Genomic DNA, 24,765 nt, shown 5'->3' with positions numbered 1-24,765 from the left:
CGCTCAGTCCTGCAGCGCGGCCGCCGTGATCCGGTGCAGGGCGAAGGTGTGCAGCATCTCCGTCCGCTCGTCCTCGGCGCGCAGGTAGCCCGCCCCGATCGAGACGGGCCGGACCAGCCGGGACGCGGTCGCCCCGTGCGCGTCGACGTACCCGACCCAGACCAGCGCCCGGTCCCGGATGGCCTGCTGGAGCACGGCGAGGGCGTCACTGTGGGAATGCACCGGCGCCGGACCGGTGCGCCCGGCGCCGCCCCGCACCACCGCCGGTGCCCGCTTCGCGGCCCGGGCCGCCGCGTCACCCCGCCGGATCTGCTCCACCACCCCGAGCAGGCGGGGCATGGCCAGCTTCGGCGTGGTCAGCGGGTCGAGCGACCTCGTCGTCACCGGCACCCGGGCCGGGGCCCGCCGGCTCTTCGGGCGGGCGAGCACGGCGGCGCCGCTCGCGTCCTCCGGCACCGGTGCGTACCCGGCGTCGCGCAGCGCCATCAGCATCCGGTTGACCTGGTAGGGCGTCGACAGCACCGTGGGCGCCAGCCGGCGCAGCGCCAGCGACTCCAGCCGCCGGTCGGCGAGCACCTCGGTCAGCAGCGCCTCGTCGTCGCTGCGCACGTACGCCCCGGCGGAGCCGACCCGCAGCCCGCCGTGCTTGCGGGCCACGTCGTCCACCAGGTACGTCATCCCCTGCGGGACCGGCGTGCGGGAGCGCCGCCGGAACAGGGCGTGCAGGTCGTCGGCCGAGAAGCCCGCGTCCAGGGCCCGGCGCACGCTGGCCGGGGTGACCCGGTGCACGCTGGCCCCGCCGGCCGACTCGTGCTCGGCCACGACCTCCAGTTCGGCGGCGAGCGCCGGGTCGGGCGGGCCGGGCACCACGACCGTCAGGTCCGCCTGCACGAGGAAGTGGTCGACCGGGGCGGGCAGCAGGGCGTCCAGCGCGCGTACGGCGCTCGTCGCGTCGCCGGCCTCGGCCCGCAGGCCGAGCGGGTCGTCGCCGCCCCGCTCGTCGGTCTCCGTCACGTCGGCGACGAGCAGCCGTCCGTACGAGGTGAGCGCCCCCAGCCCCGTCACGCCGAGCGTGGCCGCCTCGGTCAGCACCTCGCGGTGCGCGCCCTCCCGCCCCCGGCTGCGCCGCGGCGCCCGCCAGTCGAGCAGGGCCAGCACCTCCTCGGGGGTGGGTCCGGTGGCCGGCTCCAGGTCGGCGAGCACCCCGAGGACGGCCCGGCGGGCGGCCGGCGCGCCGGCCCGTTCCGCCTCGGCCGAGAGCACCGTGATCGGCCGGTCCCGGTCGTCGCGCTGCCCGACCAGTCCGGCCTGTCGGGTCATGGTCAGCCAGGCCCGGGCGAGCTGGTCCCAGCGCTGCGCGAGCGTTCCCGCCCGCCACACCTCGTACCCGGCCGTGGGCAGGACCTGCTGGTCCGCGCCGTACCGGGCGGTGGTGGCCCCGGGCAGGTCGACCTCGCCGACCAGCCCCGCCGCGTACGCCGCCTCCAGCAGCAGGGCGGCGGTCGGCTCGTCCACCCCGACCGCCCGGGCCAGTCGGCGCAGGTCACGTACGCCCACGCCGCCGGAGCGGAGCACCGGGGCGGGGTCGGCGGCGAGCTGCTCCAGCAGCGCCTCGGTGTGGCGTACCACCTCCATGGCCTGGCCGGCGCCCGCAGAGTCGGCGGCCTTCGGCTCGCGCGGTGCGGTGGCCACCGGCGGTGGGCTGCTGCGCAGCGGGCCGAGTGGGCCGCTGTCGCGGCGAAGCAGCAGGCCGACCTCCCGCGGCAGCTCGACGGTGCCGGCGGCGCCGGCCGTCCCGCCGGAGACCGGCACCAGCAGGTGGTGGTCGACGAGCCAGCGCACCGGCGAGCCGGTGGGCGCGCCGCCGTTGGTCGGGTCCGGGGGCAGGTCGTCCTCGGCGCCGACCGCCGGCGCCTGCAACGCGCCGGCCGGCACGCTCCCGACGGGTGGCCCGCCGGCCAGCCGGTCCAGGATCGCCCGGGCGGAGGGAGGCGCGGCCAGCAGCGTCCGCCGCAGCTTCGCCGGGTCCGTGCAGAGCGCCGCCGCCCGCGGGTCCAGCTCCGCCGCCGGTCGGCCCAGCCCGGCGGGGTACGGGGCGACCTCGTCGACGCCGGCCGTCACGTGCAGGCCGCTCTCGGGGCCGTACAGCAGGAAGAGCGCGCGCAGCCGGCCCAGCGCGGCGCGCACGGCGGTGGGTGCGGGCGGGTGCGGGCCGGCGGTGGCCATGGCCAGCACCGTGTCGGTGGAGGTGGTTCCCTCGCCCGGGTGCCGGGTCAGCCGGGCGGCGTCCAGCACGAGCAGGGTGAACTGGTCCAGCCCGTCGAGCGCGCGGGCCACCGAGACCCGGGACTGGGCCCGGATGGCGAGCGCGGAGACGTCGGCGGGCACGGGTACGACGAGGTCCGGCCGCAGCTGGAGGAGGGCGGCGAGCGACTCGTCGGGCAGCGACCGCAGGTGGTCGGCGAGTGAGGTGGTCATCGTCGTTCCACGCTAGCCCGGCAGGGGGTCATCCCGCCCCTCGGACGTCCGGCTGACCCGGGCCGGGCGGGTACCTTCTCCGCATGGCAGCGCTCACGGTCGGCTTCGACCTCGACATGACCCTGGTCGATTCGCGTCCCGGCATCGCCGACGCCTTCCGGGCGTTGACGGCCCGCACGGGGGTGCGGGTGGACGCCGAGGCCGTCGTGTCGCGGCTCGGCCCGCCGCTGCGTACCGAGATCGCCCGCTGGTTCCCGCCGGAGCAGGTCGACGCGGCCGTGCGTACCTTCCGCGAGCTGTACCCGGCGTACGCCATCACGCCCACCGTCCCGCTTCCGGGCGCCGCCGCCGCGATCGAGGCGGTGCACGAGCGCGGCGGCCGGGTGCTGGTGGTCACCGCCAAGCTGGGCCGCCTGGCCCGGCTGCACCTCGACCATCTCGGAATGGTGGTCGACGAGGTGGCCGGCGACCTCTTCGCGGAGGGAAAGGCGACCGCGCTGCGCGAGCACGGCGCGACCCACTACGTCGGCGATCACGTGGCGGACATGGTGGCCGCGCGGGCGGCCGGCGTGCCCGGGATCGGCGTCGCCACCGGCCCCTGCCCGGCGGAGGAGCTGCGTGGCGCCGGGGCGGAGGTGGTGCTGGATGATCTCACCGGATTCCCGGCGGCGCTGGACGGCATGATCCGGCTAGCCTTGGGGCGGTAGACGTCAAGCTCGAGCGAAGCAGGGGTTCACAGGTGCCGACGGGTCGAGTGAAGTGGTATGACGCGGCCAAGGGATACGGCTTTGTCACCAGTGACGAGGGTGGCGACGTGTTCCTGCCCAAGGGCGCGCTGCCGGCGGGCGTCACCGACCTCAAGGGCGGCCAGCGGGTCGACTTCAGTGTGGTCGACAGCCGCCGGGGCGCGCAGGCGATGGGGGTCAAGCTGCTCGACGCCCCGCCGTCGATGGCGGAGCTGCGCCGCCGGCCGGCCGAGGAGCTGCACGGCCTCGTCGAGGACATGATCAAGGTGCTGGAGGCGAAGGTCCAGCCGGACCTGCGCCGGGGCCGCTTCCCGGACCGCAAGACGGCACAGAAGATCGCTCAGCTGGTCCACGCGGTCGCCAGCGAGCTGGAGGTCTGAGGCACCAGCCCGGCGTCGGCGGCCCGGCCGAGCAGCGCCTCCACGGCGGCGAACCCCGCGTCCCCCAGATCCGCGGTGAACTCGTTGACGTAGAGGCCGATGTGCCGGTCCACCACGTCGGGCTCCATCTCCTGCGCGTGCGTCAGCACGTACTCCCGGCTGGCGGCCGGATCGGCCCAGGCCCGGCGGACCGACTCGCGGATCCACCCCGCCGCGGCCCGCGGGTCGACCGCGCCGCGTCGGGCCAGGATCGCGCCGAGGGGGATCGGGAGGCCGGTGTCGGCCTCCCACCACTCGCCCAGGTCGACCAGGGCGGTCAGCCCGTGCCGCGGATAGGTGAACCGGGCCTCGTGGATGACCAGACCGGCGTCCCACCGGCCGTCGGCGACCCCCGGCATGATCTCGTGGAACGGCACGACCTCGATCCGCGCCGGCGGGCGGTCGGCCGCCCAGAGCCGGAAGAGCAGGTACGCCGTCGTCCGGTCGCCGGGCACCGCCACCGTCGCGCCGGACAGATCGGGGCGGCCGTCACCGGCGCCGGCGCGGATACCGGGGCCGGGGCCGGGGCCGGCGGGCCGGTCGGGGTGTCCGGAGCCGTCGCCGCGGGTCAGCACCAGCGGGCCGCAGCCACGGCCGAGCGCACCCCCGCAGGGCAGCAGGTGGTAGTCGTCCAGCAGCCACGGCAGCGCCGCGTAGCTGACCTTGACCAGGTCGAACGCCCCCCGCTCGGCGGCCGTGTTGGTGACGTCCACGTCGGCGTACGTGACGTCGACCGGCGGGGCGCCGGGCACCAGACCGTGCACCAGGGCGTGGAAGACGAACGTGTCGTTGGGGCAGGGCGAGATCGCCAGCGAGAGCGCCACGCCCCCACCGTAGCCCCGCCCCGCGCGGGCGCCCGACGGTGCCGGGCCCGGTGTGAGCCGGGCCCGGTGTGAGCCGGGTCCGCTGTGAACTGGGCCCGCTTCGCCGCGCCGGGCGGAGAGGACCGCGTGTGCCGCTCTGCGGGAGACCTTGTCCCGTGGCCCCTTTCGAGCTGATGTCACAAACGACTCAGCCGTACTCGCGCCCGCCACCCCGGCTCCGGACACCAGTGAAGTCCGGCCGCCTGCAGCCTTCCGCCCATCTCCGTCTCTCCGCCGTCAGGCGCTGCCGTTTGGCTCCAGCTACCAGCGTTGAAGGGTGGGGATCGTCAGGCGGCGCGGGTGGCAAGCGGCGCCTGATGTCGTAGACGATTCAGCTCGAAAGCGTCGTGGCAGCGACCTCGTCCTCCCTCTTCGGCCGGGCCGGCTCGGCCGGAAGGAATTGATGTGGTGGCGTGGTCCGCCGAGGACGGGCGAGGTTGTCCACAGGCTTGTCCACAGGTTGCGGGCGGGTGTTGAGAACTCTCCGCCGCGCCGGGGAGCATGTTCCCGTGGCAGAGCTGACGGAGGCCGTCGACCTGGGCACGGCCCTGCGGGCCCTACGCCGCCGGGCGGACCTGAGCCAGCGGGAGCTGGCCGAGCGTTCGGGGGTGCCCCAGGCCACCCTGGCCCGGATCGAGTCGGGCCGGGCTGCTGATCCACGGTTCCGCACGGTGGAGCGGCTGGTCCGGGCCGCCGGAGGGGAGGTGGTGATCGGCGTGCGCGACACCGCCGGGCCAGCCGCGACCGCCGCGACCGCCGCGACCGCCGGCCCAGCCGCGACCGCCGGCCCAGCCGATGCCACGGCGGGCCTGTCGTTGCAGGCGGTGCCGCACGACGCGCTGCGGGACGGGGCGGGGCGCCGCTATCCGGCTCACCTCGACGCCTGGGAGGTGCGGGAACCGAAGGACTGGCCGGGTGCCTGGTGGGCGAGCTGGTACAAGCTGCCGCCGGCGCTCTGGCCGCTACCGTTACCGCCCGCCACCTACGAGCGCAACCGTCGCTACCGGGACCGGCGCCGGCGTGCCGAGGAGATCCGGCGCACGGTCCGGCTGCGTCGGGTGGCGGGCGACGGCCTGCCGGCGACGTCGTGGCGGTTCGTGGCCGAGCTGCCGGGTGGCGAGCTGGTCGGTGAACTGCGGGCCCACGAGCGCAGCCCGCACCTGATGTACGGCGACGACCCGAGCGACGAACGAGAGGTGGTTCTCGACGGCGTTCTCGTCGCCTGGGACTGTCGCCGGCTCGGCATCGGGCGTCGCTTGGTCGGGATGCTCGCCGACGAGATGGACCGGTCGGGCATCCGGACCGCCCACGCGATCGTCGAGGCCGCCGGGGCCGACCTGCTGTTCGCCTGCGGCTACCGGTTCGAGGCGAGCCGGCCGTGGGCGCTACGGCTCGACCGCCGGCCCGCTACCGGGTATCGACCGTCCGGCCAGCTGGGCCAGCTGGGCCAGACAGGTCGGGCCGGCTGAGGCCGGTCAGGCCCTGTCAGGCCGGGTGAGGCGCGGTCAGGGCGGTGGCGGCCGCGGTCAGGGCGGCGAGCGCCTCGCGCATCCGCCAGGCGTCGCGGTCGCGGGGGCCGATCGGGTTGGAGACGGTACGCAGCTCCGCGAAGGGGACGTTGGCCTGCCCGGCGGCGACGGCGACGCCGTACCCCTCCATGGCCTCGGCGACCGCGTCGGGATGGCGGCGGCGCAGCGCGTCGGTGCTGGCGGCGGTCCCCGTCACCGTGCTGACGGTGAGCACCGGGCCGACCGTGGCCGTCGGGAGCGCGGCCCGCAGCGCGGCCAGCAGTCCCGGGTCGGCGGCGAGCGTGGAGCCGCCGCCGAGCCACTCCGGGGGCATCCCCAGCTCGTCCACGCCGAGGAAGCCCGCGGGTGACTCGGCACCCAGGTCGGCGGCGACCGCCGTGGTCCCGAGCACCGTGGCGCCCACCTCCACCCGACCCGCGAAGCCGCCCGCCACGCCCGCGCTGAGCACCCCGCGGTACGGCCGACCGGCCGCCTCGGCGAGCGCCAGCAGGCGGGCGGTGGTGGCGGCGGCGGCCGCCGGCCCGACCCCCACCGGGACCACCGTCGCGGACGGGTCGGTGAGGCCCGCCCGGACCGCCTCGGCCTCGGCGGGCACGGCCGTGACCACGAGCAGACCGGTCACGGTAGCGGCCCCTGCGGTTCCCGCCGCGTCTCGTCGTCCGTGCCGCCCGGCCCGCCGACCGCCGACGACGGGCGGTAGATGTGGTAGCCCGGCGGGGCCAGGGCGGGGTCGTCCAGCGGCCGGCCGGCCTGCGCCGGCGCGGGCGAGACGGGCGCCACCCCGGTCCCGGAGTCGGCCTCGGCCTCGGCCTCGGCCTCGGCCTCGGCCTCGGCCCCGGTGCCGCGGTCGGCGGTGGGGCCGCTGCCGGTCCCGTCGTCCCCGCCGGGTTCGTCGGTCTCGTCGGCCAGTTCGTCGTCGGCGAGCGGCCGACCGGCCAGCCGTTCGGCGCGCAGGCGACCCGCCACCACCACGCCCCGGACGGCGGCCACCGTGCCGACCCCCGCGGCGACGGCGATCCCGATCCGGCCGTCGAAGGGTACGAGGCCCAGCCCGCCCCCGGCGACGAACGCGAGCATGAGCACCGTCTCGGAATGGGCGAACGAGCTGGCCCGCAGCCGCTCCGGGATGCGCTCCTGGATCGAGGCGTCGACGGCGAGCTTGGCGATGCCGCTGACCATGGAGGTCACCAGACAGAGCAGGGCGACCATCGGCAGCGAGAACATCAACGCGGCGAGGATCGCCACGCCGCCCACGATGATCATGCCGCTGGACTGGATCGCGGCGGGCCGGTGGATGCGTAGCCGGGTGCCGATCGCGGTGGCGAGGAAGGTGCCCACGGCCAGCGCCGCGCCGACGAGGCCCAGCGCCCCCTCGTCGCCCAGGTCCCGGCCGAAGACGACGGTGGTCAGGTCGCCGGCCTTGATCGCGAAGGCCAGGAAGAGCAGGAGGAAGCCGTAGACCGCGCGCAGCGTCGCCGAGTTGATCAGAGTGGCGATCACGAGCCGGCCGGCCGGGCGCCCCCGGCCGAGCGGGCGGTCACCGGTGCGCCGCCCCAGCGCCCGCAGCGGCCGGGGCACCCGCTCCGGCGGCTCGGAGTCGGCCCTCGGCGGCAGGCGCAGGGAGATCACCATGCCGACCAGGAAGATGATCGAGGCCACCCGGAGCGGCCACTGCGGCCCGAACCAGAAGGCGGCCAGGCCGATCGGGGCGACCAGGGCGCCGGCCACGGTGCCGTAGACGCTGGCCCGGGCACCGACCTGGGAGAGCCCGAGCCCCTCCGGCAACAGCCGCGGTACGGCCGCCGAGCGGGCCACCCCGTAGGCGCGGGAGAGCGCCAGCACGCCGAAGGCCGCCGGGTAGAGGCCGAACCCGTGGATGTAGTCGGAGATCAGCCAGGCCAGGAAGGCCCGGCCGAGCATGGTGGCGGCCAGCGCGTACCGGCGGCCGTGGCGGAAGTGGTCGAGCAGCGGCCCCACCACCGGGGCGAGCATGGCGAACGGCACCATGGTCACCAGCAGGTAGAGCGCCACCTTGCTGCGGGCCTCGCCGAGCGGGACGTTGAAGAAGATCGTGCCGGCCAGGCCGATGGCGATCAGCGTGTCGCCGGCGCAGGAGACCGCGTGCAGGTCGAAGAGGCGGACCATGCCGACCTCGCCGCCGGCGCCCCGGGCACGGGCTCGCCCGGCCCGGCGGGTCATCCAGCGCCCACCGCTGACCGAGCCGCGGAACAGCAGGCGGACGGCCTTGATGCCGGTGCCGACGGTCCGCCCGAATACGGACCGCCCGGAGCGGGAGAACAGCGGCATGTGCACCATCCTCGCCCATCCGGTCCGTCCACGCGGCACCACTGTCCCAGAACGTCCTCGGCGGGTGCCTGTCGGTCGGCCGTACCCATGGGGAACAATGGTCTGGTGACCAGGCCCGCCTCCGCCCGTGCCGCTCGTCTCGACCAGGTCTGCGCCGCCGCCGTCGAGGTGGCCCGCGACGCCATCACCGAGGTCGACGCCTCGGACATCGGCGACCACCTACAGGCCGTCGCGGAGGGGGACCGGCTCGTCACGCACTACTTCGAGTGCCGCCTCGCCGGCTACCGGGGCTGGCGGTGGGCGGTCACCGTGACCCGCGTGCCGCGCAGCCGGCAGGTCACCGTCTGCGAGACCGTGCTGCTCCCCGGCGCCGACGCGATGCTCGCGCCCGGCTGGCTGCCGTGGCAGGAGCGGCTCAAGCCGGGCGACCTCGGGCCGGGCGACCTGCTGCCCACCCCGCCGGACGACGACCGGCTCCAGCCGGGCTACCTGCTCTCCGACGACCCCGCCGTCGAGGAGACCGCCTGGGAGCTCGGCCTCGGTCGGTCCCGGGTGCTCTCCCGCGAGGGCCGCAGCGAGGCCGCCCAGCGCTGGTACGACGGCGACCACGGCCCGTCCGCCCCGATCTCGACCGCCGCACCCGCCGCCGCGCGCTGCGGCACCTGCGGCTTCTACCTGCCGCTCGCCGGCGCCCTGCGGCGGGCCTTCGGGGCGTGCGGCAACTTCTACGCCCCCGACGACGGCCGGGTGGTCAGCGCCGACCACGGCTGCGGGGCGCACTCCGAGGCCCTGATCGACGTCGCCGAGACCCCGGTCGACGAGATGCCGACGGTCTACGACGACAGCGCGGTGGAGCCGATGGCCGTCAGCCGGGCGTCCGGCTCCGTCGAGGCCGCCGAGCCGGCGGAGCCGTACGGCCAGCCCTGACGCACCGGCGCGACCCCGCCGGGCCGGCGTCGCCGCGGGTCAGCGGCCCGCGCGGCGGCGACGGCGGTGGGCGTCGTGCCGCATCATCACGGCGAGACCGGGGAAGCCCCACAGAAAACCGGCCAGGCAGGTCCACAACCAGTCCTGGTGATCGTGCGTGACCAGCCAGTCGCGGAAGAACACCAGCAGCACCAGCCCGGCGAGCGCCCAGGCCACCATTCCGGCGAGGGCGAACGGCACCATCGGCGGGTCGAGCGGCTCGGGCCGCGGGGGCTGCTCCTTCGGCACGCGGCAAGCGTACGCGATCAACTTTTCCTGCCGGCCGGTGATCTGCGACGATGCGCGCGACAAACGGAAGATCACCTGCGAGGACCTGATGGCAGTAGCGCCGCCCGAGAACGGCACACCACCCGACCAAGCGCACCCCCGGAACGGTTTCGACCGGTTCTTCGAGATCTCCGCCCGCGGCTCGACGATGAGCCGCGAGGTACGCGGTGGCCTGGCGACCTTCTTCACGATGGCGTACATCGTGGTGCTCAACCCGCTCATCATCGGTGGTGCCGTCGACGGCGACGGCCAGAAGCTCCCCATTCCCGCCCTCGCCGCGGCAACCGCCCTGGTAGCCGGCCTGATGACCATCCTGATGGGCGTGGTCGGCCGGTTCCCGCTGGCGCTCGCCGCGGGCCTCGGCGTCAACGCGCTGGTCGCGTACGAGATCGCCCCGGAGATGACCTGGGCGGACGCGATGGGCCTCGTGGTCATCGAGGGCCTGATCATCGCGGTGCTGGTGCTGACCGGCCTCCGTACGGCGGTGTTCCGCTCGGTGCCGACGCAGATGAAGACGGCGATCGGCGTCGGCATCGGCCTCTTCCTGACCATCATCGGCCTGGTCGACGCCGGTTTCGTGCGCCGGGTGCCGGACGTGCAGAACAGCACCGTCCCGGTCAGCCTGGGCATCGGCGGCAAGCTCGCCAGCTGGCCGCTGCTGGTCTTCGTGGTGGGCCTGCTGCTGACCATCGTGCTGCTGGTGCGCCGCGTCAGGGGCGCGATCCTGATCGGCATCCTCGGCTCCACCGTGCTGGCGATCATCGTCGAGGCGGTGGCGAACATCGGGCCGTCCTTCGTCGATGGCAAGCCCAACCCGAAGGGCTGGGCGTTGAACGTCCCGGAGCTGCCGAAGAGCTGGGTTGACGTGCCGGACCTGTCACTGCTCGGCAACTTCAACGTGTTCGACTCGTGGGGCCGCGCCGGCTGGGTGGTCGTGCTGATGTTCGTGTTCACCCTGCTGATCACGGACTTCTTCGACACCATGGGCACGATGGTCGCGGTCGGCCAGGAGGGGAAGATGCTCGACGAGCGGGGCACCCCGCCGCGGGCCAAGGAGATCCTGCTGGTCGACTCGATCGCGGCGGCGGCCGGTGGCGCGGCGAGCACGTCGAGCAACACGTCGTACATCGAGAGTGCCGCCGGTGTGGCCGAGGGCGCCCGGACGGGCGCGGCCAACCTGGTCACCGGCGCGATGTTCCTGCTGGCGATGTTCCTGGCACCGCTGGTCGTGGTGGTGCCGTTCGAGGCGGCGTCCACCGCGCTGGTGGTGGTCGGCTTCCTGATGATGACCGCGGTGCGGACGATCGACTGGTCCGACTACGAGATCGCCATCCCGGCGTTCCTGACGATCGTGCTGATGCCCTTCACGTACTCGATCTCCAACGGCATCGGCGCCGGCCTGATCACCTTCGTGGTGGTGAAGCTCGCCCGCGGCAAGGCCCGGGAGATCCACCCGCTGCTGTACGGGGTGGCCGCCCTCTTCGTGCTCTACTTCCTGCGCGGGCCGATCGAATCCGTGGTGCTCTGACCCTCGGCTCCGGCCGGAAGGCTCCGGGCCGGTAAGCCGATAGCCCCGGGCCGGGAATCCGAATCGGATACCCGGCCCGGAGCAGGGCAAACTTCTCGTGAGCATGGTCATATCGCAGCTCATTCGCCAGGCTAATTAGTTAGGCTAACTATCGTGACGGAGCGGACGGTGACGGCGAAGCGCGTGCCACCGGCGCAGCTGGCACCTCAGCTGCGTGATGCGATCACCCGGCTCAACCGGCGGGTCCGCCAGGCCCGACCGGTCGGCGACCTCACGGTCACCCAGCTCTCCGCGCTCACCAGTCTCCGGCTGGCGGGCGCGTTGACGCCCAGGGAACTGGCCGACGTGGAACGGGTGCAGCCGCCGACGATGACCAAGATCGTCGCGAAGTTGGAGGAGCGCGGCCTCGTGCAGCGCACCCCCCACCCGACCGACGGCCGGCAGGTCATCCTGGCGGCGACCGAGGGAGGACGGGCCGTGCTCGACCAGTTCGAGCGGGTCCGTGACGAGTGGCTTGCCCACCGGCTGGCCGAGCTCACCGACGCCGAGCGGGACACCCTCCGGCAGGCGGCCGAGATCCTCCAGCAGGTCGCCCGCGCCTGACCCGCGCGTCGTGCCACCGCGCCGTCCGACGTCGATGACGCGTACGACCGCGAGGAGGCGCACCGAGAGTGCAGGCGAAGCTGAGCACGATGTTCCAGTCCCTACAGGTCCGCAACTACCGGCTCTTCGCGTCCGGGCAGCTGATCAAACTGATCGGCGTCTGGATGATGTTCATCGCCCAGGACTGGCTCGTCCTCGAGCTCTCCGACAACTCCGCCACCGCGCTCGGCGTGGTGACCGCACTCCAGTTCACCCCGGTCCTGCTTCTCACGCTGCTCTCCGGCCGCCTCGCCGACCGCTACGACAAGCGGATGCTGCTCTTCGTCGCGAACGCGTTCTGGACCGTGCTGGCGCTCGGCATGAGCCTGCTGGTGATCACCGACCTCGTGCAGCTCTGGCACGTCTTCGCGTTCGCGGCACTGCTCGGCGTCGCCAACGCCGTGGAGACCCCGGTCCGGCAGGCCTTCGTCTCCGAACTGGTCGGCACCTCGCTGCTGCCGAACGCGCTCTCGCTCAACGCGGCCGTGTTCAACTCCGCCCGGATCGTCGGTCCGGCCGTCGCCGGCCTGGCCATCGCCGCGTTCGACGTCGGGCCGGTCTTCCTGTTCACCGCGCTCAGCTCGGTCGCCCCGCTGGTCACCGTGATCCGGATGCGCCCCGCCGACCTGCACCGGGAGGCGCTGCCGCCGCGCGACGAGCGGGCCTCGGCCAAGGTGGTCGACGGTCTGCGCTACGTCTGGCGCCGGCCCGACCTGCTGCTGCCCATGGCGGTGATGTCGGTGATCGGCATGTCGCTGTTCAATTTCCAGCTCACCCTCGCCGCGCTGGCCAAGACCGTGTTCGAGACCGGGGCGGCGTCGTTCGGGCTCTTCAGCACCGCGCTGGCGGTCGGCGCGCTGGTCGGGGCGCTCGCCGGCACCGGGCGGCGCAGCCGCCCGTCGGTCTGGCTGGTACTCGGCGCGGCCGTCGGCTGCGCCGCCTTCGGCACCCTGGTGGGGCTCGCCCCGGCGTACTGGATGGTGGTCACGCTGCTGCTGCCGACCGGCTTCTTCATGGTGTTCTTCGCCCAGGCGGCCAACCAGCGGGTCCAGCTCGGCACGGACGCCGCGTTCCGCGGCCGGGTGATGGCCCTGTGGGTGCTCGTCTTCCTCGGCACCAACCCGGTCGGGGCGCCCCTGATCGGTTGGGTCGCCGAGACGTACGGTGCCGGCGCCAGCATCTGGATCGGCGGGCTGATCTCGCTGGCGACCGCGCTGGTCGCGCTCACCTGGCAGCTGCGCCGCTCGGGTGCCCGGCTGCGCTTCCGCGTCCTGCCGATGCCGCGCTTCTACGTCACCTCCACCGACTGCTGAGCGTCCCCGCCGTCGGAGCGGGGCGACCCGTCCCGTTCCGTTCCGGGCTCTGCGGATGACACGAAAGCGGTGGCGGTCGGGGGTCGGGGGGCTTAGCGTCGATGTGTGGAGCTCGGACGCGCGCTGCTGCTGGTCCTGGCCTTCGTCGCCGTGGCCAGCCTGCCGGCGGCGATCGCCGCGCTCTTCTGCGCCGACGAGATCATCGACCGGGTGGCCTGCGGCTACGCCGAGTGGCGTGAGCGCAGGCAGGAGCGGCGCACCATCGCCCGGCTGAACCGGGCGGTCGGGGCCGAGGCGCTGGCCCGCGACGTCGACCTCGCCGAGCTAGACCGGGCCGACCGGCGCCCGCTGGAGGAACTCGCCGCCGACCTGCGCCGGCTCCGCGTCCAGCGGGTCGGCCCCGACGGCCGCCGGTCCGTCTGGCACGGCACGGTCCTCCAGGCGTACGACGACCGGCTCCGGGCGGCCTGCCGGGCGCTCGGCATCGCCGAGCACCTGGGCGAGCTGGAGGGCGTCGACCGGGAGCTGGAACGGGTCCGGGTGGAGGGCGTGCTGCACGCCGCCGGGCTGACCCTGCCCGCCGCCCGGGCCGGCCACCGGCAGCGGCACCGCTGAGGGCGCCTCCGCATGCGGCTCTTCGTCGCGGTCTACCCGCCGCCCGAGGCGGTCGCGCACCTCGGTGAGCGGGTCGCCCGCCTGCGGGTCGGTGCGGCGGCCGCCGCCGGGCGCAACGTCCGCCTCGCCGACCCGGCCCACGCGCACGTCACCCTCGCCTTCCTCGGCGACGTCGAGGCGGAGCGGCTGGTCGAGGTGGAGAGCGCGCTGGGGCTCGCCGCCGAGTGGTCCCGCGACGGTCGCCCCGCTGCGCCCCGGCTCCGCCTCGCCGGCGGCGGGCGGTTCGGGCGGGGCCGGTTCACCGTGCTCTGGGTCGACCTGCGGGGCGAGCTGGAGCCGGTCGTGGCGCTGGCCCGGCTGGTCCGCTCGCGGCTGCGGCACGCCCGCCTCCCGCACGACGAGAAGCCGTTCCGCCCGCACCTGACGATCGCCCGCCCGGGCGACCGCCTGTCACCGCTCGACGTGGCGGCCGACGTGGCGGCCCTGGACGACTACGAGGGCCCGCGGTGGCCGGCCACCGAGATGGTCCTCGTCCGCAGCCACCTCGGCCCCCGACCCGGTTACGACCGGCTGGCCGCCTGGCCCCTCTGAGGCACCCGTCGGGCGGAGGCGCCGGCGGGGAGCCCGCGTCGCCCGGGGCGCACCCCCCGGCCGACGCGCCGGCCCGGAGGGCTACCAGGCCCAGGCCTCGGGGCCCGGACCGCCGGCGCCGACGGGCGGGAAGAGCTCGTCGAGGCGGGCGAGGGTTTCCTGGTCGAGGTTGACGGCCAGGGCGCCCAGGGAACGGTCGAGCTGCTCGGTGGTGCGCGGACCGATGATCGGGGCGGTCACCCCGGGCCGGGACAGCAGCCAGCCGAGCGCCACGTCCGCCGGGTCGTGGCCGAGGTCGCCGCAGAGCTTCTCGTACGCCTCGATGGTCGGCCGGTGCGCGGCGAGCGCGTCCGCCGAACGACCGGTCGCGCCGCGCGCGGCCCCGCCCTCGGCCATCTTGCGCAGCACGCCCGCGAGCAGGCCGCCGTGCAGCGGCGACCACGGGATGACGCCCAGGCCGTGATGCCGCGCGGCCGGTACCACCTCCAGCTCGACGTGGCGGGTCAGCAGGTTGTAGATGCACTGCTCGGAGACGAGGCCGAGGAAGTGCCGCTTCGCCGCAGCCTCCTGCGCCACCGAGATGTGCCAACCGGCGAAGTTGGACGATCCGACGTAGAGCACCTTGCCCTGGGCGACCAGGGTCTCCATGGCCTGCCAGATCTCCTCCCACGGCGTGCTGCGGGACACGTGGTGCATCTGGTAGAGGTCGATGGTGTCGGTCTGGAGCCGGCGCAGCGAGTCCTCGCAGGCCCGGACGATGTGCCGGGCGGAGAGGCCCTGCTCGTTGGGCCAGTCGCCCATCTTGCCGTAGACCTTGGTGGCCAGTACGACCTTCTCCCGCCGGCCACCGCCCCGGGCGAACCAGCGGCCGATGATCTGCTCGGTGATCCCCTCGCCGGTCTGCCAGCCGTAGACGTTGGCGGTGTCGAAGAAGTTGATGCCGAGTTCGAGGGCCCGGTCCATGATCGCGAAGCTGTCCGGCTCGGTGGTCTGCGGCCCGAAGTTCATCGTGCCGAGGCAGAGGCGGCTGACCGACAGGCCGGTACGGCCGAGGTTCGTGTACTCCATGAGGCCACCCTGCCACGGCGGCACCCCGCGCGCCTCGCGTCCACTCCGGCGACGGACCCGTCGCCGGAGTGGCGCGTCAGGAGGACTCGCGGGCCGCCGGGCCGCTGCCGAAGAGCACGTCGTCCCAGCTCGGCAGGCGCTTGCGCGGCTTGCCGCCCGCGTCGGCCGACTCGCCGGCCGCCGCTGCCGCCGGTGCGCCCGTGCGTCGGGGCCGGAGCACCGCCAGCGACGGCACGGCCGGCACCTCCTTGGGTGCGTCGGCGTCGTCGTCGAACGCGGAGCCCTGGCCGCCGCCGAGCAGCGCCGCCGCCCCGCCGCCGACCGGCCGCTGCCGCGGCGCGTCCTGCCCGGCCAGGGCGGCCGGGGAGCGCGGGTCGAGCCCGCGGCCCGAGGACGAGCCGAGTGGACGGTCGAGGGAGGCGAGCAGGGCGTCCCGCCCGGCCCGGATCGGGTCGCGGCCGGAACGGCCGTGCTCGGCCGCAGCCGGCAGGCCGTGCCCGCCCCGGCTCGGCTCGCCGCGCGACGGGCCGGGCAGCGCGTGGCCGCCCCGCTCCGGTGCCGGCTCCTGGCCGAGGATCGGGGTGGGGCGCTCGGCGCAGAGATACTGCGCCATGTCGTCGTGCGGGGTGACCGCCTGCCGGGTCTTGTCGAGATCCCAGATCGCCTGCGCGGTCGCCTTGCCCGACGGCCAGGTCGCCACGATCCGCCAGGTGCCGTCGTCGCGGCGCCACGCGTCCCAGGAGATCTTCTCGGTGTCGATGCCATGCTGGGCCAGCCGGCCGTTGACCACCTCGGCGAGCGGGGTCGGCTTCTCGGCACCCTTGAGCCGGGTGCGCCGGGCGTGCTGGGCGAGCATGGCCCGCTCCTGGAGCACCGGGCCGGCGTAGCGCAGCACGCGGTCGACCGGCACACCGGCGATCCGGGCGACGTCCTCGGCGGACTCGCCGGAGCGGATCTTCGCCTGGATGTCCCGTGGGGAGAGTGAGGGGACCGGGTCGACGCTGGTCGCCGGGGCCACCGCGAGCGGCGGGGCGCCGGGCTCGGCGTGCAGGGCGCCGGCGATCCGCTCGTCGATGGGAAGGGCGAGCAGTCGCCCGACCTCGTCGGCGAGCACCAGGGCCTGGCCGTCCTCGGAGAGGGCGACGAAGCGTACTGGGCGCATAGCGTTGCCTCCGTCCCGCTTCGCTGGCCGTCACGCCACGAGCCGGCCACCCGGGCGTCCTCGCACCACCGTACGCGCATCTTCGCGGAGGTGGGGGATGCGACACCCGCATGTCGTTACTGAGCTGCGGCGATGATCACGTTCGGTGGCCGTCGACGCTCCGCCGGCCACCGAACGTGACCGCGGTCAGAGCCGCTCGACCACGTGGTCGATCGACGCGGTCAGCGCCTCGACGTCGGCCGGCTCGACGGCCGGGAAGAGCGCCACCCGCAGCTGGTTGCGGCCCAGCTTCCGGTACGGCTCGGTGTCCAGGATGCCGTTCGCGCGCAGCGCCCTGGCGATCGCGGTGGCGTCGACGGAGTCGGCGAAGTCGATGGTGGCGACCACGTTGGAACGCAGCGCCGGGTCGGTCACGAACGGCGTCGCCACCTCGGAGCGCTCCGCCCAGCCGTACACGATCGCGGCGCTCTCGGCGGTGCGCTTGGCCGCCCAGGCCAGCCCACCCTGGGAGTTCATCCAGTCGGTCTGCTCCGCGGCCAGGAAGATCGTGGCCAGCGCCGGGGTGTTGTAGGTCTGCTCCAGCCGCGAGTTGTCGATCGCGGTGACCAGGTCCAGGAAGGCCGGGATGTAGCGGCCCGACGCCTTGATCTCGCCGGCCCGCTCCAGCGCGGCGGGGGACATCAGGGCCAGCCAGAGGCCCCCGTCGGAGCCGAAGCACTTCTGCGGGGCGAAGTAGTAGCAGTCGGTCTCGCCGACGTTGACGTCCAGGCCGCCCGCGCCGGAGGTGGCGTCGACCAGCAGCAGCGAGCCGGGATCGGCCCCGGCCACCCGGCTGATCGGCACCGCGACGCCCGTCGAGGTCTCGTTGTGCGGGGTGGCGTAGACGTCCACGCCCGCCTCGGCGGTCAGGGTGGGGGCGCTGCCGGCCTCCGACTTGCGGACGGTGGGCTCACCGAGGAACGGGGCGTCCCTGACGGACTTGGCGAACTTCGCGCCGAACTCGCCGAAGCTGGCGAACTGGGCCCGGTCGCGGACCAGGCCGAACGTCGCGACCTCCCAGAAGGCGGTGGTGCCGCCGTTGCCCAGCACCACCTCGTAGCCCTCGGGCAGCGAGAAGAAGTCGGCGAGACCGCGGCGCAGCCGGGCCACCTGGTCGCGGACGGTCTTCTGCCGGTGCGAGGTGCCCAGGAAGCTCGTCGCCACGTCGGAGAGGGCGGAGACCGCCGCCGGACGGACCTTGGACGGCCCGCAGCCGAACCTCCCGTCGGCGGGCTTGAGGTCGTCGGGAATCCGGATGGTCGGTGCGTCAGCCACGGTTGTCGAGATCCTTCCGCGTGGGCGAGAGCGGGCCCGGTGGTTCAGGCGGGCGCGGATCGACGGCGGACGCGCGCTCAGGCGCACGGCGCGGCCGGGATCCGGGCCCGGTCCGGCGACACTGCCGGCCTTCATCCTCCCACCCGCCGCCGGCCGTCCGGCCCTCGGTCCCACCTGCGGCCTTGAGGCGTACGCCACAACCCGTACCGGGTGCCCGGGTGCCGAGGCTGGCGGGCCGCGGGCACGCGAGGGCCCCCCGGCGATCGCCGGGGGGCCCTCGCGGAAGACGTCAGACGCCGTGCGGGATGGCGTCCCAGCCCTCGACGTCGCTGGGCTTGCGGGTGCCCGGGCCGACGTAGCGGGCCGACGGGCGGACCAGCCGCTGGAGCTTCTTCTGCTCCAGGATGTGCGCGCTCCAGCCACCCATCCGGGCGCAGGTGAACATGGAGGTGAACATGTGAGCCGGCACCTCGGCGAAGTCCAGCACCACGGCCGACCAGAACTCGACGTTGGTGGCGAGGACCCGGTCCGGCCGGCGGGCCTTGAGCTCGGCCAGGGCGGCCTTCTCCAGCGCCTCGGCGATCTCGAAGCGCGGCGCGCCGAGCTCCTTGGCGGTGCGGCGGAGCACCCGGGCGCGCGGGTCCTCGGCCCGGTAGACCCGGTGGCCGAAGCCCATCAGCCGCTCGCCGCGGTCGAGGACGCCCTTGACGTAGCCCTCGGCGTCGCCGCTGCGCTCGACCGCCTCCAGCATGCTGAGCACGCGCGACGGCGCGCCGCCGTGCAGCGGGCCGGAGAGGGCGCCGATGCCGGAGGAGATGCAGGCCGCGGCGTCGGCGCCGGTGGAGGCGACGATCCGGGCGGTGAAGGTGGAGGCGTTCAGGCCGTGCTCGGCGGCCGAGATGAAGTAGGCGTCGACGGCCTTGACGTGCCGCGGGTCCGGCTCGCCCCGCCAGCGCTTCATGAAGCGCTCGACGATGGTGGAGGCCTTGTCGATCTCCTTCTGCGGCACCGCCGGCAGGCCCAGACCCCGCGCCGACTGGGCGACGAAGGAGAGCGCGGTGACCGACACCCGGGCGAGATCCTCGCGGGCCTGCTCGTCGGAGATGTCGAGCAGCTGGTCCAGGCCCCAGTAGGGGGCCAGCATCGCGACGGCGGACTGCACGTCCACCCGGATGTCGCCGGAGTGCACCGGCACCGGGAACGGCTCCGCCGGCGGCAGGCCGGGGCCGAACCGCCCGTCGACCAGCAGCGCCCACACGTTGCCGAAGGAGACCTGGCCGATCAGATCCTCGATGTCGACCCCGCGATAGCGCAGCGCGCCGCCCTCACGGTCGGGTTCGGCGATCTCGGTCTCGAAGGCTACGACGCCCTCCAGCCCGGGTTTGAAATCGGCCATGTCGCTCTCCTGGGTCTGCTCGATGCGCCCGCTCGGGCCCTCATCCGGCGCGGCCGGCCGAGCGCCTCAGGCGACCCTCGTCAGGGATGTGTTCGTGACATCTTGCCTGCTGGGTAACCGGATCCGCGACCCGCTGGGACTGTGCCGCACGCGACATCCCCCGGCGGCGGCGGTCCCGACCCGTCGGCGACACTGGGCGGTACGGGCTGGCCTGCGCCGCAGGGGGTGGGCCGGGCCGGGAAGAGGGGGAGAGAACGTGACGGGGGACACAGTCCGTCCGGCCGCCATGCGTAACGAGTACGCCGCGGACCTGGGCCTTTCCGAGGCCGACCTGGCCGCCGACTGGCCCACCCAGTTCGGCCGCTGGTTCGCCGACGCGATCGCCGCCGGGCTCCCCGAGCCGAACGCGATGGTGGTCGGCACCGCCGACGCGCAGGGGCGGCCCAGCGCGCGGACCGTGCTGCTGAAGGGGTACGACCCCGAGGGCTTCGTCTTCTTCACCAACCACGGGTCACGCAAGGGCGCCGAGGCGGCCGCCAACCCGTACGCGAGCCTCGTCTTCCCCTGGTTCCCGATGCAGCGCCAGGTGGTGGTGGCCGGCCGGGTGGAACGGGTCGACCGCGCGGAGACGGAGGCGTACTTCGCCAGCCGGCCGCGCGGCTCGCAGCTCGGAGCGTGGGCCAGCACCCAGTCGCGGGTGATCCCCGGGCGGGACGTGCTGGACGAGGCGTACCGGGCGGCGGCGCAGCGGTTCGCCGACGTCGAGCCGATCCCGGCCCCGCCGCACTGGGGCGGGCTGCGGGTGCGGCCGGAGTCCGTGGAGTTCTGGCAGGGCCGGGCCAGCCGGCTGCACGACCGACTGCGGTTCCGGCTCGCCGGTCCCGGAGGGTGGATCGTCGAGCGGCTGGCGCCGTGACCCAGCTCAGCGACGCCCGGCCCCGGGGGCTGCGCCGCTTCGCCATCGACCTGCGCCCGCTGGCCGTGCCGGCGTACCGGCGGATGTGGCTCGGCAACGGCATCGCGATGTTCGGCATCCAGCTCACCGCGGTCGCGGTGCCGGTGGAGATGTACGCGCTGACCGGCAGCTCGCTCTGGGTCGGCCTGATCGGGATCGCGGCGTTCGTACCGCTGCTGGTCTTCGGGCTCTGGGGCGGCGCGGTGGCCGACGCGCACGACCGGCGCAAGGTGCTGCTGGTGACCGCGGCGGTGCTCTGGGCCGCCACGTTCGGCCTGGTGGTGCAGGCGGCGCTCGGGATCGGCAGCCCGGGGCTGCTGCTCGCCCTGGTGGCGGTGCAGTCGGTCGCCTTCGCGGTCAGCTCGCCCACCCGCAACGCGATCCTGCCCCGGTTGGTGCCGGCGGAGCTGGTGCCGGCGGCGACCACCCTGAACTTCACCACCTACACGGCCGCCTCGGTCTTCGGCCCGCTGGTCGCCGGCCTGATCTTCGCGTGGTGGGGCACCGACCTCGGCCTGCCGATCGCGTACGCCGCCGACGCGGTGCTCTACACGGTCGCCGTCTGGGCCACCGCGAAGCTGCCGGCCATGCCGCCGGAGCCGGACCCGGACGCGGCCGCCACCCCCCGGCGGGCCGGGCTGGCCAGCATCGTCGACGGGCTGCGCTACCTGGCCACCACGCCGGTGCTGCTGCTCTCCTTCGTCATCGACCTGATCGCGATGGTGCTGGCGATGCCCCGCGCGCTCTTCCCGGAGATCGCCGAGTCCCGCTTCGGCGGCGGCGCGGCGGTCGGCTGGCTCTACAGCGCGATCGCGGCGGGCGCGATGCTCGGCGGGCTGACCTCCGGCTGGATCGGGCGGCTGCGCCGGCAGGGGCTGGTGCTGGTCGCGGCGGTGGTCGGCTGGGGGCTGGCGGTGGCGGCGGCCGGGCTCGCCGGGCAGCTCTGGCTGATGGTGCTGCTGCTCGCCGTGGCCGGGGCGGCGGACCTGGTCAGCGCGGTCCTGCGGCAGTCGATGCTGCTGGTCTACGCGCCGGACCGGATGCGCGGGCGGCTGATGGGCGTCAACACGGTGGTGATCGCCGGCGGGCCGCGCCTGGGCGACCTGCGGGCCGGTGCGGTCGCGGCCGGCTTCGGCGGCGGTGTCGCCTGGGTGGGCGGCGGGCTGCTCTCCGCGGCGCTCGCGGTGCTGCTCGCGGTGGCGTTCCCCGTGCTGCTGCGCTACCGGGCGGCGGCCCCCGGCGCCGAGCGCCCGTGACAGCCGTGCCCGAGGCGAGCGACGGCGGGGCCGGAACCGTTAGGGTCCCCCGCATGGACACCCCCGACCAGCGTCCGCCCTCGGGCGCCCAGTGGACCATTTCCGCCGCCGGCCACGAGGCCGTCATCGTGGAGGTGGGCGGTGGGATCCGGACATACCGGCACGACGGAACCGACCATCTCGACGGGTACGACGTCGACGAGATCTGCCCCGGCTGCGCCGGGCAGGTGCTCGCCCCCTGGCCGAACCGGATCCGCGACGGGCGCTACACCTTCGGGGAGCAGTCGTTGCAGCTCCCGCTCAGCGAGCCGGACCGGGGGGTGGCCATCCACGGCCTGGTCAACTGGGTGCCGTGGCGGCTGGTGGACCGGTCGCCCGACGCGGTGACGGTCGGCTACGACCTGCCGCCGCAGCCCGGCTACCCGTGGCCGCTGCGGCTGCGGACCCGGTGGAGCGTCGGCCCGGACGGGCTGCGCGCGGAGCACGAGGCGACGAACCTCGGCACCGAGCCCGCGCCGTTCGGTTTCGCCGTGCACCCGTACCTGCGGGTGCCCGGGGTGGCGGTGGACGACCTGTCGATGCGGCTGCCGGCCCGGACCCGGGTGCAGGCGGACGGGCGGCTGCTGCCGATGGGGGTGACCCCCGTCGCCGGCACCGAGTACGACTGGACCAGCCCACGCCGGATCGGCGCCGCCCGGCTCGACCTCACCTTCGGCGACGTGATCCGCGACGACGACGGGGGCTCGGCGGTCAGCCTGGTCGCCCCCGACGGCACCACGGGCGTGCGGATCTGGGCCGACCGGGAGTTCGGCTGGTGGCAGGTGTTCACCGGCGACGCCCTCACCGGCGAGCGGCGACGCCGTTCGGTGGCGGTGGAGCCGATGACCTGTCCGCCGGACGCGTTCCGCTCGGGGCGGGACGTGGTGACGCTGAAGCCGGGCGCGACCTGGCGGGGCGTCTGGGGCGTACGGCCCGGGGCCTGAGCGGGGGAGCACGTGGAGTTCGGCGAGGTGGTCCGGCGGCGCCGGATGGTGCGCAACTACGACCCGGACCGCCCGGTCCCGCCCGACGTGGTGGAGCGGCTGCTCGACCACGCCGTCCGGGCGCCGTCGGCCGGCTTCGCCCAGGGCTGGGGGTTCCTGGTGCTGGAGGCGCCGGAGGACCGGGAGCGGTTCTGGGCGGCGGCCACCCCGGGCGGCGGCGGCCGGGAGCGGTGGCTGGCCGGGATGCGCCGGGCACCGCTGATCGTCGTCCCGCACGCGAACCGCTCGGCCTACCTGGAGCGGTACGCGGAACCCGACAAGGGGTGGGCGGACCGGGCGGAGGAGCGCTGGCCGGTGCCCTACTGGTACGTCGACACCGGCTTCGCCGCCCTGCTGATGCTGCTGACCGCGGTGGACGAAGGGCTGGGGGCCTGCTTCTTCGGCATCCCCCCGCAGCGGCTCGACGCGTACCGGGAGGCGTTCGGGGTGCCGGCGGAGTACGCGCCCGTCGGGGCGGTCACGGTGGGCTATCGTGCCTCCGACCACCGGTCACCGTCGCTGCGCCGGGGACGCCGCCCGATGGGCGAGGTCGTCCGGCGCGGGCGGTGGAGCTGACCGAACCGTGGTTTTCGTCCGGTTGTGAACGGGACGCCGGGTAGCGAAACTGACATCAGGGAGCAGAACGCGGCGGGGCGCGGGCGGCTACGCTGGCACGGCCAACGGTGCCGCAGGTCGCGGGGTCGCGCCGCGACCCCGACCGGTTTCCTGGGCCGGCCGGGCCAGGGGGAGGGGAGCGTGCCGTCGTGATCTTCAGAGCGGTCCGGGACGGGCGTCCCTACCCGGAGCACAACCTGACGCTCAAGCAGTGGGCGGAGATCCCGCCGAGGCCGCTGCGCCTGGACCAGCTGATCACCACCAAGCGCGAGCTGGCGCTCGACAAGCTCCTCGCCGAGGACTCCACCTTCTACGGCGACCTCTTCCCGCACGTCGTGCAGTGGAACGGCGGGCTCTACCTGGAGGACGGCCTGCACCGCGCCCTGCGGGCGGCGCTCCAGCAGCGCAACCAGATCCACGCCCGGGTGCTCGTCCTCTCCGGGCCGATCGAGTGAGCGGGCGCCACCGGCCGTCGGCACCGTCCTGACCTGCGGGTCCGCCTCCGGTGCGGGGCGCCCGCGCCCGGTTGCGCCGCTCGCCGAGCGGCTGTCGTACGGGAGCCGTACCGTCAATGCAAGACGACGTGTCTGACGAGGACGGTGAGGGCCATGGCCCGCGACGGTGAGATCAACGAGCCCACGAGGGAGTTCCCCGGCTACCCGACCGCCGAGGCGCTCCGGGATCGGTCAGACGTCACATCCGAGCCGGCGCCGGGTGCGCCACAGCCGGGGGGCGGGCCCGCCCGTGGCCTGCTCTGGGTGCTCGGCGCGGCGGCGATGGCGGTGGTCGTGCTGCTCGGGGTGCAGGCCACCGGTCTGCTGCCCGACTTCCGCAACCCGTTCGCCAAGGAGCAGACCGACCGCAGTCAGCCCCCGCTGCTGAAGTCGATCCAGGATCTGAGCCGCTACGTCGCGGCGGAGGGCAACTTCCAGGTGGTCGTCGATCTCCAGAACGACCGGCGCAACGTGCCCGACTGGCTGCTCAGCCAGCGCACCCTCTTCGTCGGGGCGGGCAGCGTCGAGGCGTACGTGGACTTCACCAAGATCTCGGAAGGGGCCGTGGTCGAGTCGGCCGACGGCAAGTCGGTGGAGATCAGGCTGCCGGCGCCGCAGCTCGGCAAGACCAACCTCGACCTGGAGAAGAGCTACGTCTTCGCCGAGGAGCGGGGCCTGCTCAACCGGGTCGGCGAGCTGGTGAAGGGCGACCCCAACCGCCAGCAGCAGGTCTACCAGCTCGCCGAGGAGCGGATCACCACCGCGGCGCGGGACAGCGGCCTGACCCAGCGGGCCGAGGAGAACACCCGCAAGATGCTCGAAGGGCTGCTCCGCTCCCTCGGCTACGAGAAGGTCACCGTCACCTACACCGCCCCCTGACGGCCGTCCCGGAAGAACGCGACGACGCCCGCCCCGGTGAACGGGGCGGGCGCCGCGATCCCGGCCGAGGTGACGGCGGGCGGACAGGTCAGTAGCGAACGGCGTGGCGATCCTCGTTCGGCATCAGGAGCCAGAGGACCAGGTAGACGATCACCTGGGTGCCGGGCAGCAGCAGCGACAGCAGGAACAGCAGCCGGATGAAGCCGGCAGACCTGCCGTAACGCTGGGCCAGGCCGGCGCAGACACCGGCGATCATGCGCCCCTGACGGGGCCGGACCAGTTTGCGACTCATCGTCGTACTCCCACTCTGCGGCGTTCG

Annotated in this window: 25 protein-coding genes; 15 read left to right on the top strand and 10 right to left on the bottom strand. The window is 74.6% G+C overall.

The window, feature by feature from the left end; all coding sequences use genetic code 11:
* Positions 1-3: 3 nt before the first annotated feature.
* Complete coding sequence (locus V6V16_RS03010) at positions 4-2,478, bottom strand: helicase-associated domain-containing protein (RefSeq protein ID WP_334559244.1); 2,475 nt, start codon at positions 2,476-2,478, stop codon at positions 4-6.
* A gap of 83 nt (positions 2,479-2,561) precedes the next feature.
* Here V6V16_RS03010 and V6V16_RS03005 point away from each other — a divergent pair, with 83 nt between their 5' ends.
* Both V6V16_RS03005 and V6V16_RS03000 read left to right on the top strand, forming a co-directional pair.
* Entirely contained in the window at positions 2,562-3,185 is a 624-nt protein-coding gene (locus V6V16_RS03005) for an HAD family hydrolase (protein WP_334559243.1), read from the top strand.
* Positions 3,186-3,217: 32 nt separating this feature from the next.
* Positions 3,218-3,604 (top strand): cold-shock protein, encoded by a 387-nt coding sequence (locus V6V16_RS03000; RefSeq protein WP_204925856.1) that lies wholly within the window; start codon positions 3,218-3,220, stop codon positions 3,602-3,604.
* On the opposite strand, the gene V6V16_RS02995 is transcribed toward V6V16_RS03000, so the two are convergent.
* The gene (locus tag V6V16_RS02995) at positions 3,565-4,467 is read right to left on the bottom strand and encodes a 1,4-dihydroxy-6-naphthoate synthase (protein WP_334559241.1); all 903 of its coding nucleotides are present in this window, start codon (positions 4,465-4,467) and stop codon (positions 3,565-3,567) included. The two genes, V6V16_RS03000 and V6V16_RS02995, sit on opposite strands and share 40 nt — an antisense overlap.
* Before the next feature lie 548 nt (positions 4,468-5,015).
* Between V6V16_RS02995 and V6V16_RS02990 the strand changes: the two genes are divergently transcribed.
* Positions 5,016-5,975, top strand: a complete 960-nt coding sequence (locus V6V16_RS02990; protein WP_334559239.1) for a GNAT family N-acetyltransferase — start codon at positions 5,016-5,018, stop codon at positions 5,973-5,975.
* 16 nt (positions 5,976-5,991) lie between these two features.
* On the opposite strand, the gene V6V16_RS02985 is transcribed toward V6V16_RS02990, so the two are convergent.
* Both V6V16_RS02985 and V6V16_RS02980 read right to left on the bottom strand, forming a co-directional pair.
* Positions 5,992-6,657 (bottom strand): futalosine hydrolase, encoded by a 666-nt coding sequence (locus V6V16_RS02985; protein ID WP_334559237.1) that lies wholly within the window; start codon positions 6,655-6,657, stop codon positions 5,992-5,994.
* The gene (locus V6V16_RS02980; RefSeq protein ID WP_334559236.1) at positions 6,654-8,342 is read right to left on the bottom strand and encodes an MFS transporter; all 1,689 of its coding nucleotides are present in this window, start codon (positions 8,340-8,342) and stop codon (positions 6,654-6,656) included. Before V6V16_RS02980 ends, V6V16_RS02985 begins: the two co-directional genes overlap by 4 nt.
* Positions 8,343-8,429: 87 nt before the next feature.
* Between V6V16_RS02980 and V6V16_RS02975 the strand changes: the two genes are divergently transcribed.
* Positions 8,430-9,269 (top strand): DUF3027 domain-containing protein, encoded by an 840-nt coding sequence (locus V6V16_RS02975; protein WP_334559235.1) that lies wholly within the window; start codon positions 8,430-8,432, stop codon positions 9,267-9,269.
* A gap of 39 nt (positions 9,270-9,308) precedes the next feature.
* Here the strand turns inward: V6V16_RS02975 and V6V16_RS02970 are convergent, their stop codons facing one another.
* The gene (locus V6V16_RS02970; protein ID WP_334559403.1) at positions 9,309-9,557 is read right to left on the bottom strand and encodes a DUF2530 domain-containing protein; all 249 of its coding nucleotides are present in this window, start codon (positions 9,555-9,557) and stop codon (positions 9,309-9,311) included.
* A gap of 88 nt (positions 9,558-9,645) precedes the next feature.
* Here V6V16_RS02970 and V6V16_RS02965 point away from each other — a divergent pair, with 88 nt between their 5' ends.
* The 5 genes from V6V16_RS02965 (at position 9,646) to thpR (ending at position 14,285) form a co-directional block, all read left to right on the top strand.
* Positions 9,646-11,124, top strand: a complete 1,479-nt coding sequence (locus V6V16_RS02965; protein ID WP_334559234.1) for an NCS2 family permease — start codon at positions 9,646-9,648, stop codon at positions 11,122-11,124.
* Between the two features lie 153 nt (positions 11,125-11,277).
* Positions 11,278-11,727 (top strand): MarR family winged helix-turn-helix transcriptional regulator, encoded by a 450-nt coding sequence (locus V6V16_RS02960; RefSeq protein WP_334559232.1) that lies wholly within the window; start codon positions 11,278-11,280, stop codon positions 11,725-11,727.
* Between the two features lie 68 nt (positions 11,728-11,795).
* Positions 11,796-13,079, top strand: a complete 1,284-nt coding sequence (locus tag V6V16_RS02955) for an MFS transporter (RefSeq protein ID WP_334559230.1) — start codon at positions 11,796-11,798, stop codon at positions 13,077-13,079.
* Positions 13,080-13,184: 105 nt separating this feature from the next.
* The gene (locus V6V16_RS02950) at positions 13,185-13,694 is read left to right on the top strand and encodes a hypothetical protein (RefSeq protein WP_334559228.1); all 510 of its coding nucleotides are present in this window, start codon (positions 13,185-13,187) and stop codon (positions 13,692-13,694) included.
* 12 nt (positions 13,695-13,706) lie between these two features.
* Complete coding sequence (thpR, locus tag V6V16_RS02945) at positions 13,707-14,285, top strand: RNA 2',3'-cyclic phosphodiesterase (protein ID WP_334559226.1); 579 nt, start codon at positions 13,707-13,709, stop codon at positions 14,283-14,285.
* Between the two features lie 81 nt (positions 14,286-14,366).
* Here thpR and V6V16_RS02940 read toward each other — a convergent pair whose 3' ends face one another.
* The 4 genes from V6V16_RS02940 to V6V16_RS02925 all read right to left on the bottom strand — a co-directional run bounded on the left by V6V16_RS02940 (position 14,367) and on the right by V6V16_RS02925 (position 19,225).
* The gene (locus V6V16_RS02940) at positions 14,367-15,353 is read right to left on the bottom strand and encodes an aldo/keto reductase (protein WP_334559224.1); all 987 of its coding nucleotides are present in this window, start codon (positions 15,351-15,353) and stop codon (positions 14,367-14,369) included.
* A 76-nt stretch (positions 15,354-15,429) separates the two neighbouring features.
* Positions 15,430-16,515: a septation protein SepH gene (sepH, locus tag V6V16_RS02935; protein WP_334559222.1), complete on the bottom strand. Its 1,086-nt coding sequence runs from the start codon at positions 16,513-16,515 to the stop codon at positions 15,430-15,432.
* 186 nt (positions 16,516-16,701) lie between these two features.
* A complete protein-coding gene (gene serC / locus V6V16_RS02930) occupies positions 16,702-17,829 on the bottom strand; it encodes a phosphoserine transaminase (protein WP_334559221.1) in 1,128 nt (375 codons plus the stop codon).
* 289 nt (positions 17,830-18,118) lie between these two features.
* A complete protein-coding gene (locus V6V16_RS02925) occupies positions 18,119-19,225 on the bottom strand; it encodes a citrate synthase 2 (RefSeq protein WP_334559220.1) in 1,107 nt (368 codons plus the stop codon).
* Positions 19,226-19,511: 286 nt separating this feature from the next.
* On the opposite strand from V6V16_RS02925, the gene pdxH reads away from it, so the two are divergent.
* From pdxH to V6V16_RS02895, 6 genes are all read left to right on the top strand, one after another.
* A complete protein-coding gene (pdxH, locus tag V6V16_RS02920) occupies positions 19,512-20,141 on the top strand; it encodes a pyridoxamine 5'-phosphate oxidase (protein WP_334559401.1) in 630 nt (209 codons plus the stop codon).
* On the top strand, positions 20,138-21,436 hold the full coding sequence (locus V6V16_RS02915; RefSeq protein WP_334559219.1) for an MFS transporter: 1,299 nt from the start codon (positions 20,138-20,140) through the stop codon (positions 21,434-21,436). Before pdxH ends, V6V16_RS02915 begins: the two co-directional genes overlap by 4 nt.
* A gap of 53 nt (positions 21,437-21,489) precedes the next feature.
* Positions 21,490-22,419 carry an aldose 1-epimerase family protein gene (locus V6V16_RS02910; protein WP_334559217.1) on the top strand — a complete coding sequence of 310 codons (930 nt, stop codon included), beginning with the start codon at positions 21,490-21,492 and terminating at the stop codon, positions 22,417-22,419.
* Between the two features lie 12 nt (positions 22,420-22,431).
* Complete coding sequence (locus V6V16_RS02905; protein WP_334559215.1) at positions 22,432-23,034, top strand: nitroreductase family protein; 603 nt, start codon at positions 22,432-22,434, stop codon at positions 23,032-23,034.
* 188 nt (positions 23,035-23,222) lie between these two features.
* The gene (locus V6V16_RS02900; protein WP_089002310.1) at positions 23,223-23,528 is read left to right on the top strand and encodes a type II toxin-antitoxin system VapB family antitoxin; all 306 of its coding nucleotides are present in this window, start codon (positions 23,223-23,225) and stop codon (positions 23,526-23,528) included.
* Between the two features lie 153 nt (positions 23,529-23,681).
* Positions 23,682-24,446, top strand: coding sequence for a DUF4230 domain-containing protein (locus tag V6V16_RS02895; protein ID WP_334559214.1), 765 nt, complete (start codon positions 23,682-23,684; stop codon positions 24,444-24,446).
* A gap of 88 nt (positions 24,447-24,534) precedes the next feature.
* Here the strand turns inward: V6V16_RS02895 and V6V16_RS02890 are convergent, their stop codons facing one another.
* Entirely contained in the window at positions 24,535-24,738 is a 204-nt protein-coding gene (locus tag V6V16_RS02890; RefSeq protein ID WP_334559213.1) for a PspC domain-containing protein, read from the bottom strand.
* Between the last annotated feature and the right edge of the window lie 27 nt (positions 24,739-24,765).

This window comes from Micromonospora sp. CPCC 205561 (genome assembly GCF_036906775.1).
Taxonomy (GTDB): domain Bacteria; phylum Actinomycetota; class Actinomycetes; order Mycobacteriales; family Micromonosporaceae; genus Micromonospora.
This window is presented reverse-complemented; position numbering and strand designations above follow the sequence as displayed.

What these genes read in the sequence shown, in the direction of transcription:
- V6V16_RS02975 (WP_334559235.1), top strand. Translation starts at nt 8,430, where the DNA reads ATGGGGAACAATGGTCTGGTGACCAGGCCCGCCTCCGCCCGTGCCGCT.
- V6V16_RS02890 (WP_334559213.1), bottom strand. Translation starts at nt 24,738, where the DNA reads ATGAGTCGCAAACTGGTCCGGCCCCGTCAGGGGCGCATGATCGCCGGT.
- V6V16_RS02910 (WP_334559217.1), top strand. Translation starts at nt 21,490, where the DNA reads ATGGACACCCCCGACCAGCGTCCGCCCTCGGGCGCCCAGTGGACCATT.
- V6V16_RS02940 (WP_334559224.1), bottom strand. Translation starts at nt 15,353, where the DNA reads ATGGAGTACACGAACCTCGGCCGTACCGGCCTGTCGGTCAGCCGCCTC.
- V6V16_RS02965 (WP_334559234.1), top strand. Translation starts at nt 9,646, where the DNA reads ATGGCAGTAGCGCCGCCCGAGAACGGCACACCACCCGACCAAGCGCAC.
- V6V16_RS02980 (WP_334559236.1), bottom strand. Translation starts at nt 8,342, where the DNA reads ATGCCGCTGTTCTCCCGCTCCGGGCGGTCCGTATTCGGGCGGACCGTC.
- pdxH (WP_334559401.1), top strand. Translation starts at nt 19,512, where the DNA reads ATGCGTAACGAGTACGCCGCGGACCTGGGCCTTTCCGAGGCCGACCTG.
- thpR (WP_334559226.1), top strand. Translation starts at nt 13,707, where the DNA reads ATGCGGCTCTTCGTCGCGGTCTACCCGCCGCCCGAGGCGGTCGCGCAC.
- sepH (WP_334559222.1), bottom strand. Translation starts at nt 16,515, where the DNA reads ATGCGCCCAGTACGCTTCGTCGCCCTCTCCGAGGACGGCCAGGCCCTG.
- V6V16_RS02895 (WP_334559214.1), top strand. Translation starts at nt 23,682, where the DNA reads ATGGCCCGCGACGGTGAGATCAACGAGCCCACGAGGGAGTTCCCCGGC.
- V6V16_RS03010 (WP_334559244.1), bottom strand. Translation starts at nt 2,478, where the DNA reads ATGACCACCTCACTCGCCGACCACCTGCGGTCGCTGCCCGACGAGTCG.
- V6V16_RS03005 (WP_334559243.1), top strand. Translation starts at nt 2,562, where the DNA reads ATGGCAGCGCTCACGGTCGGCTTCGACCTCGACATGACCCTGGTCGAT.
- V6V16_RS02925 (WP_334559220.1), bottom strand. Translation starts at nt 19,225, where the DNA reads ATGGCCGATTTCAAACCCGGGCTGGAGGGCGTCGTAGCCTTCGAGACC.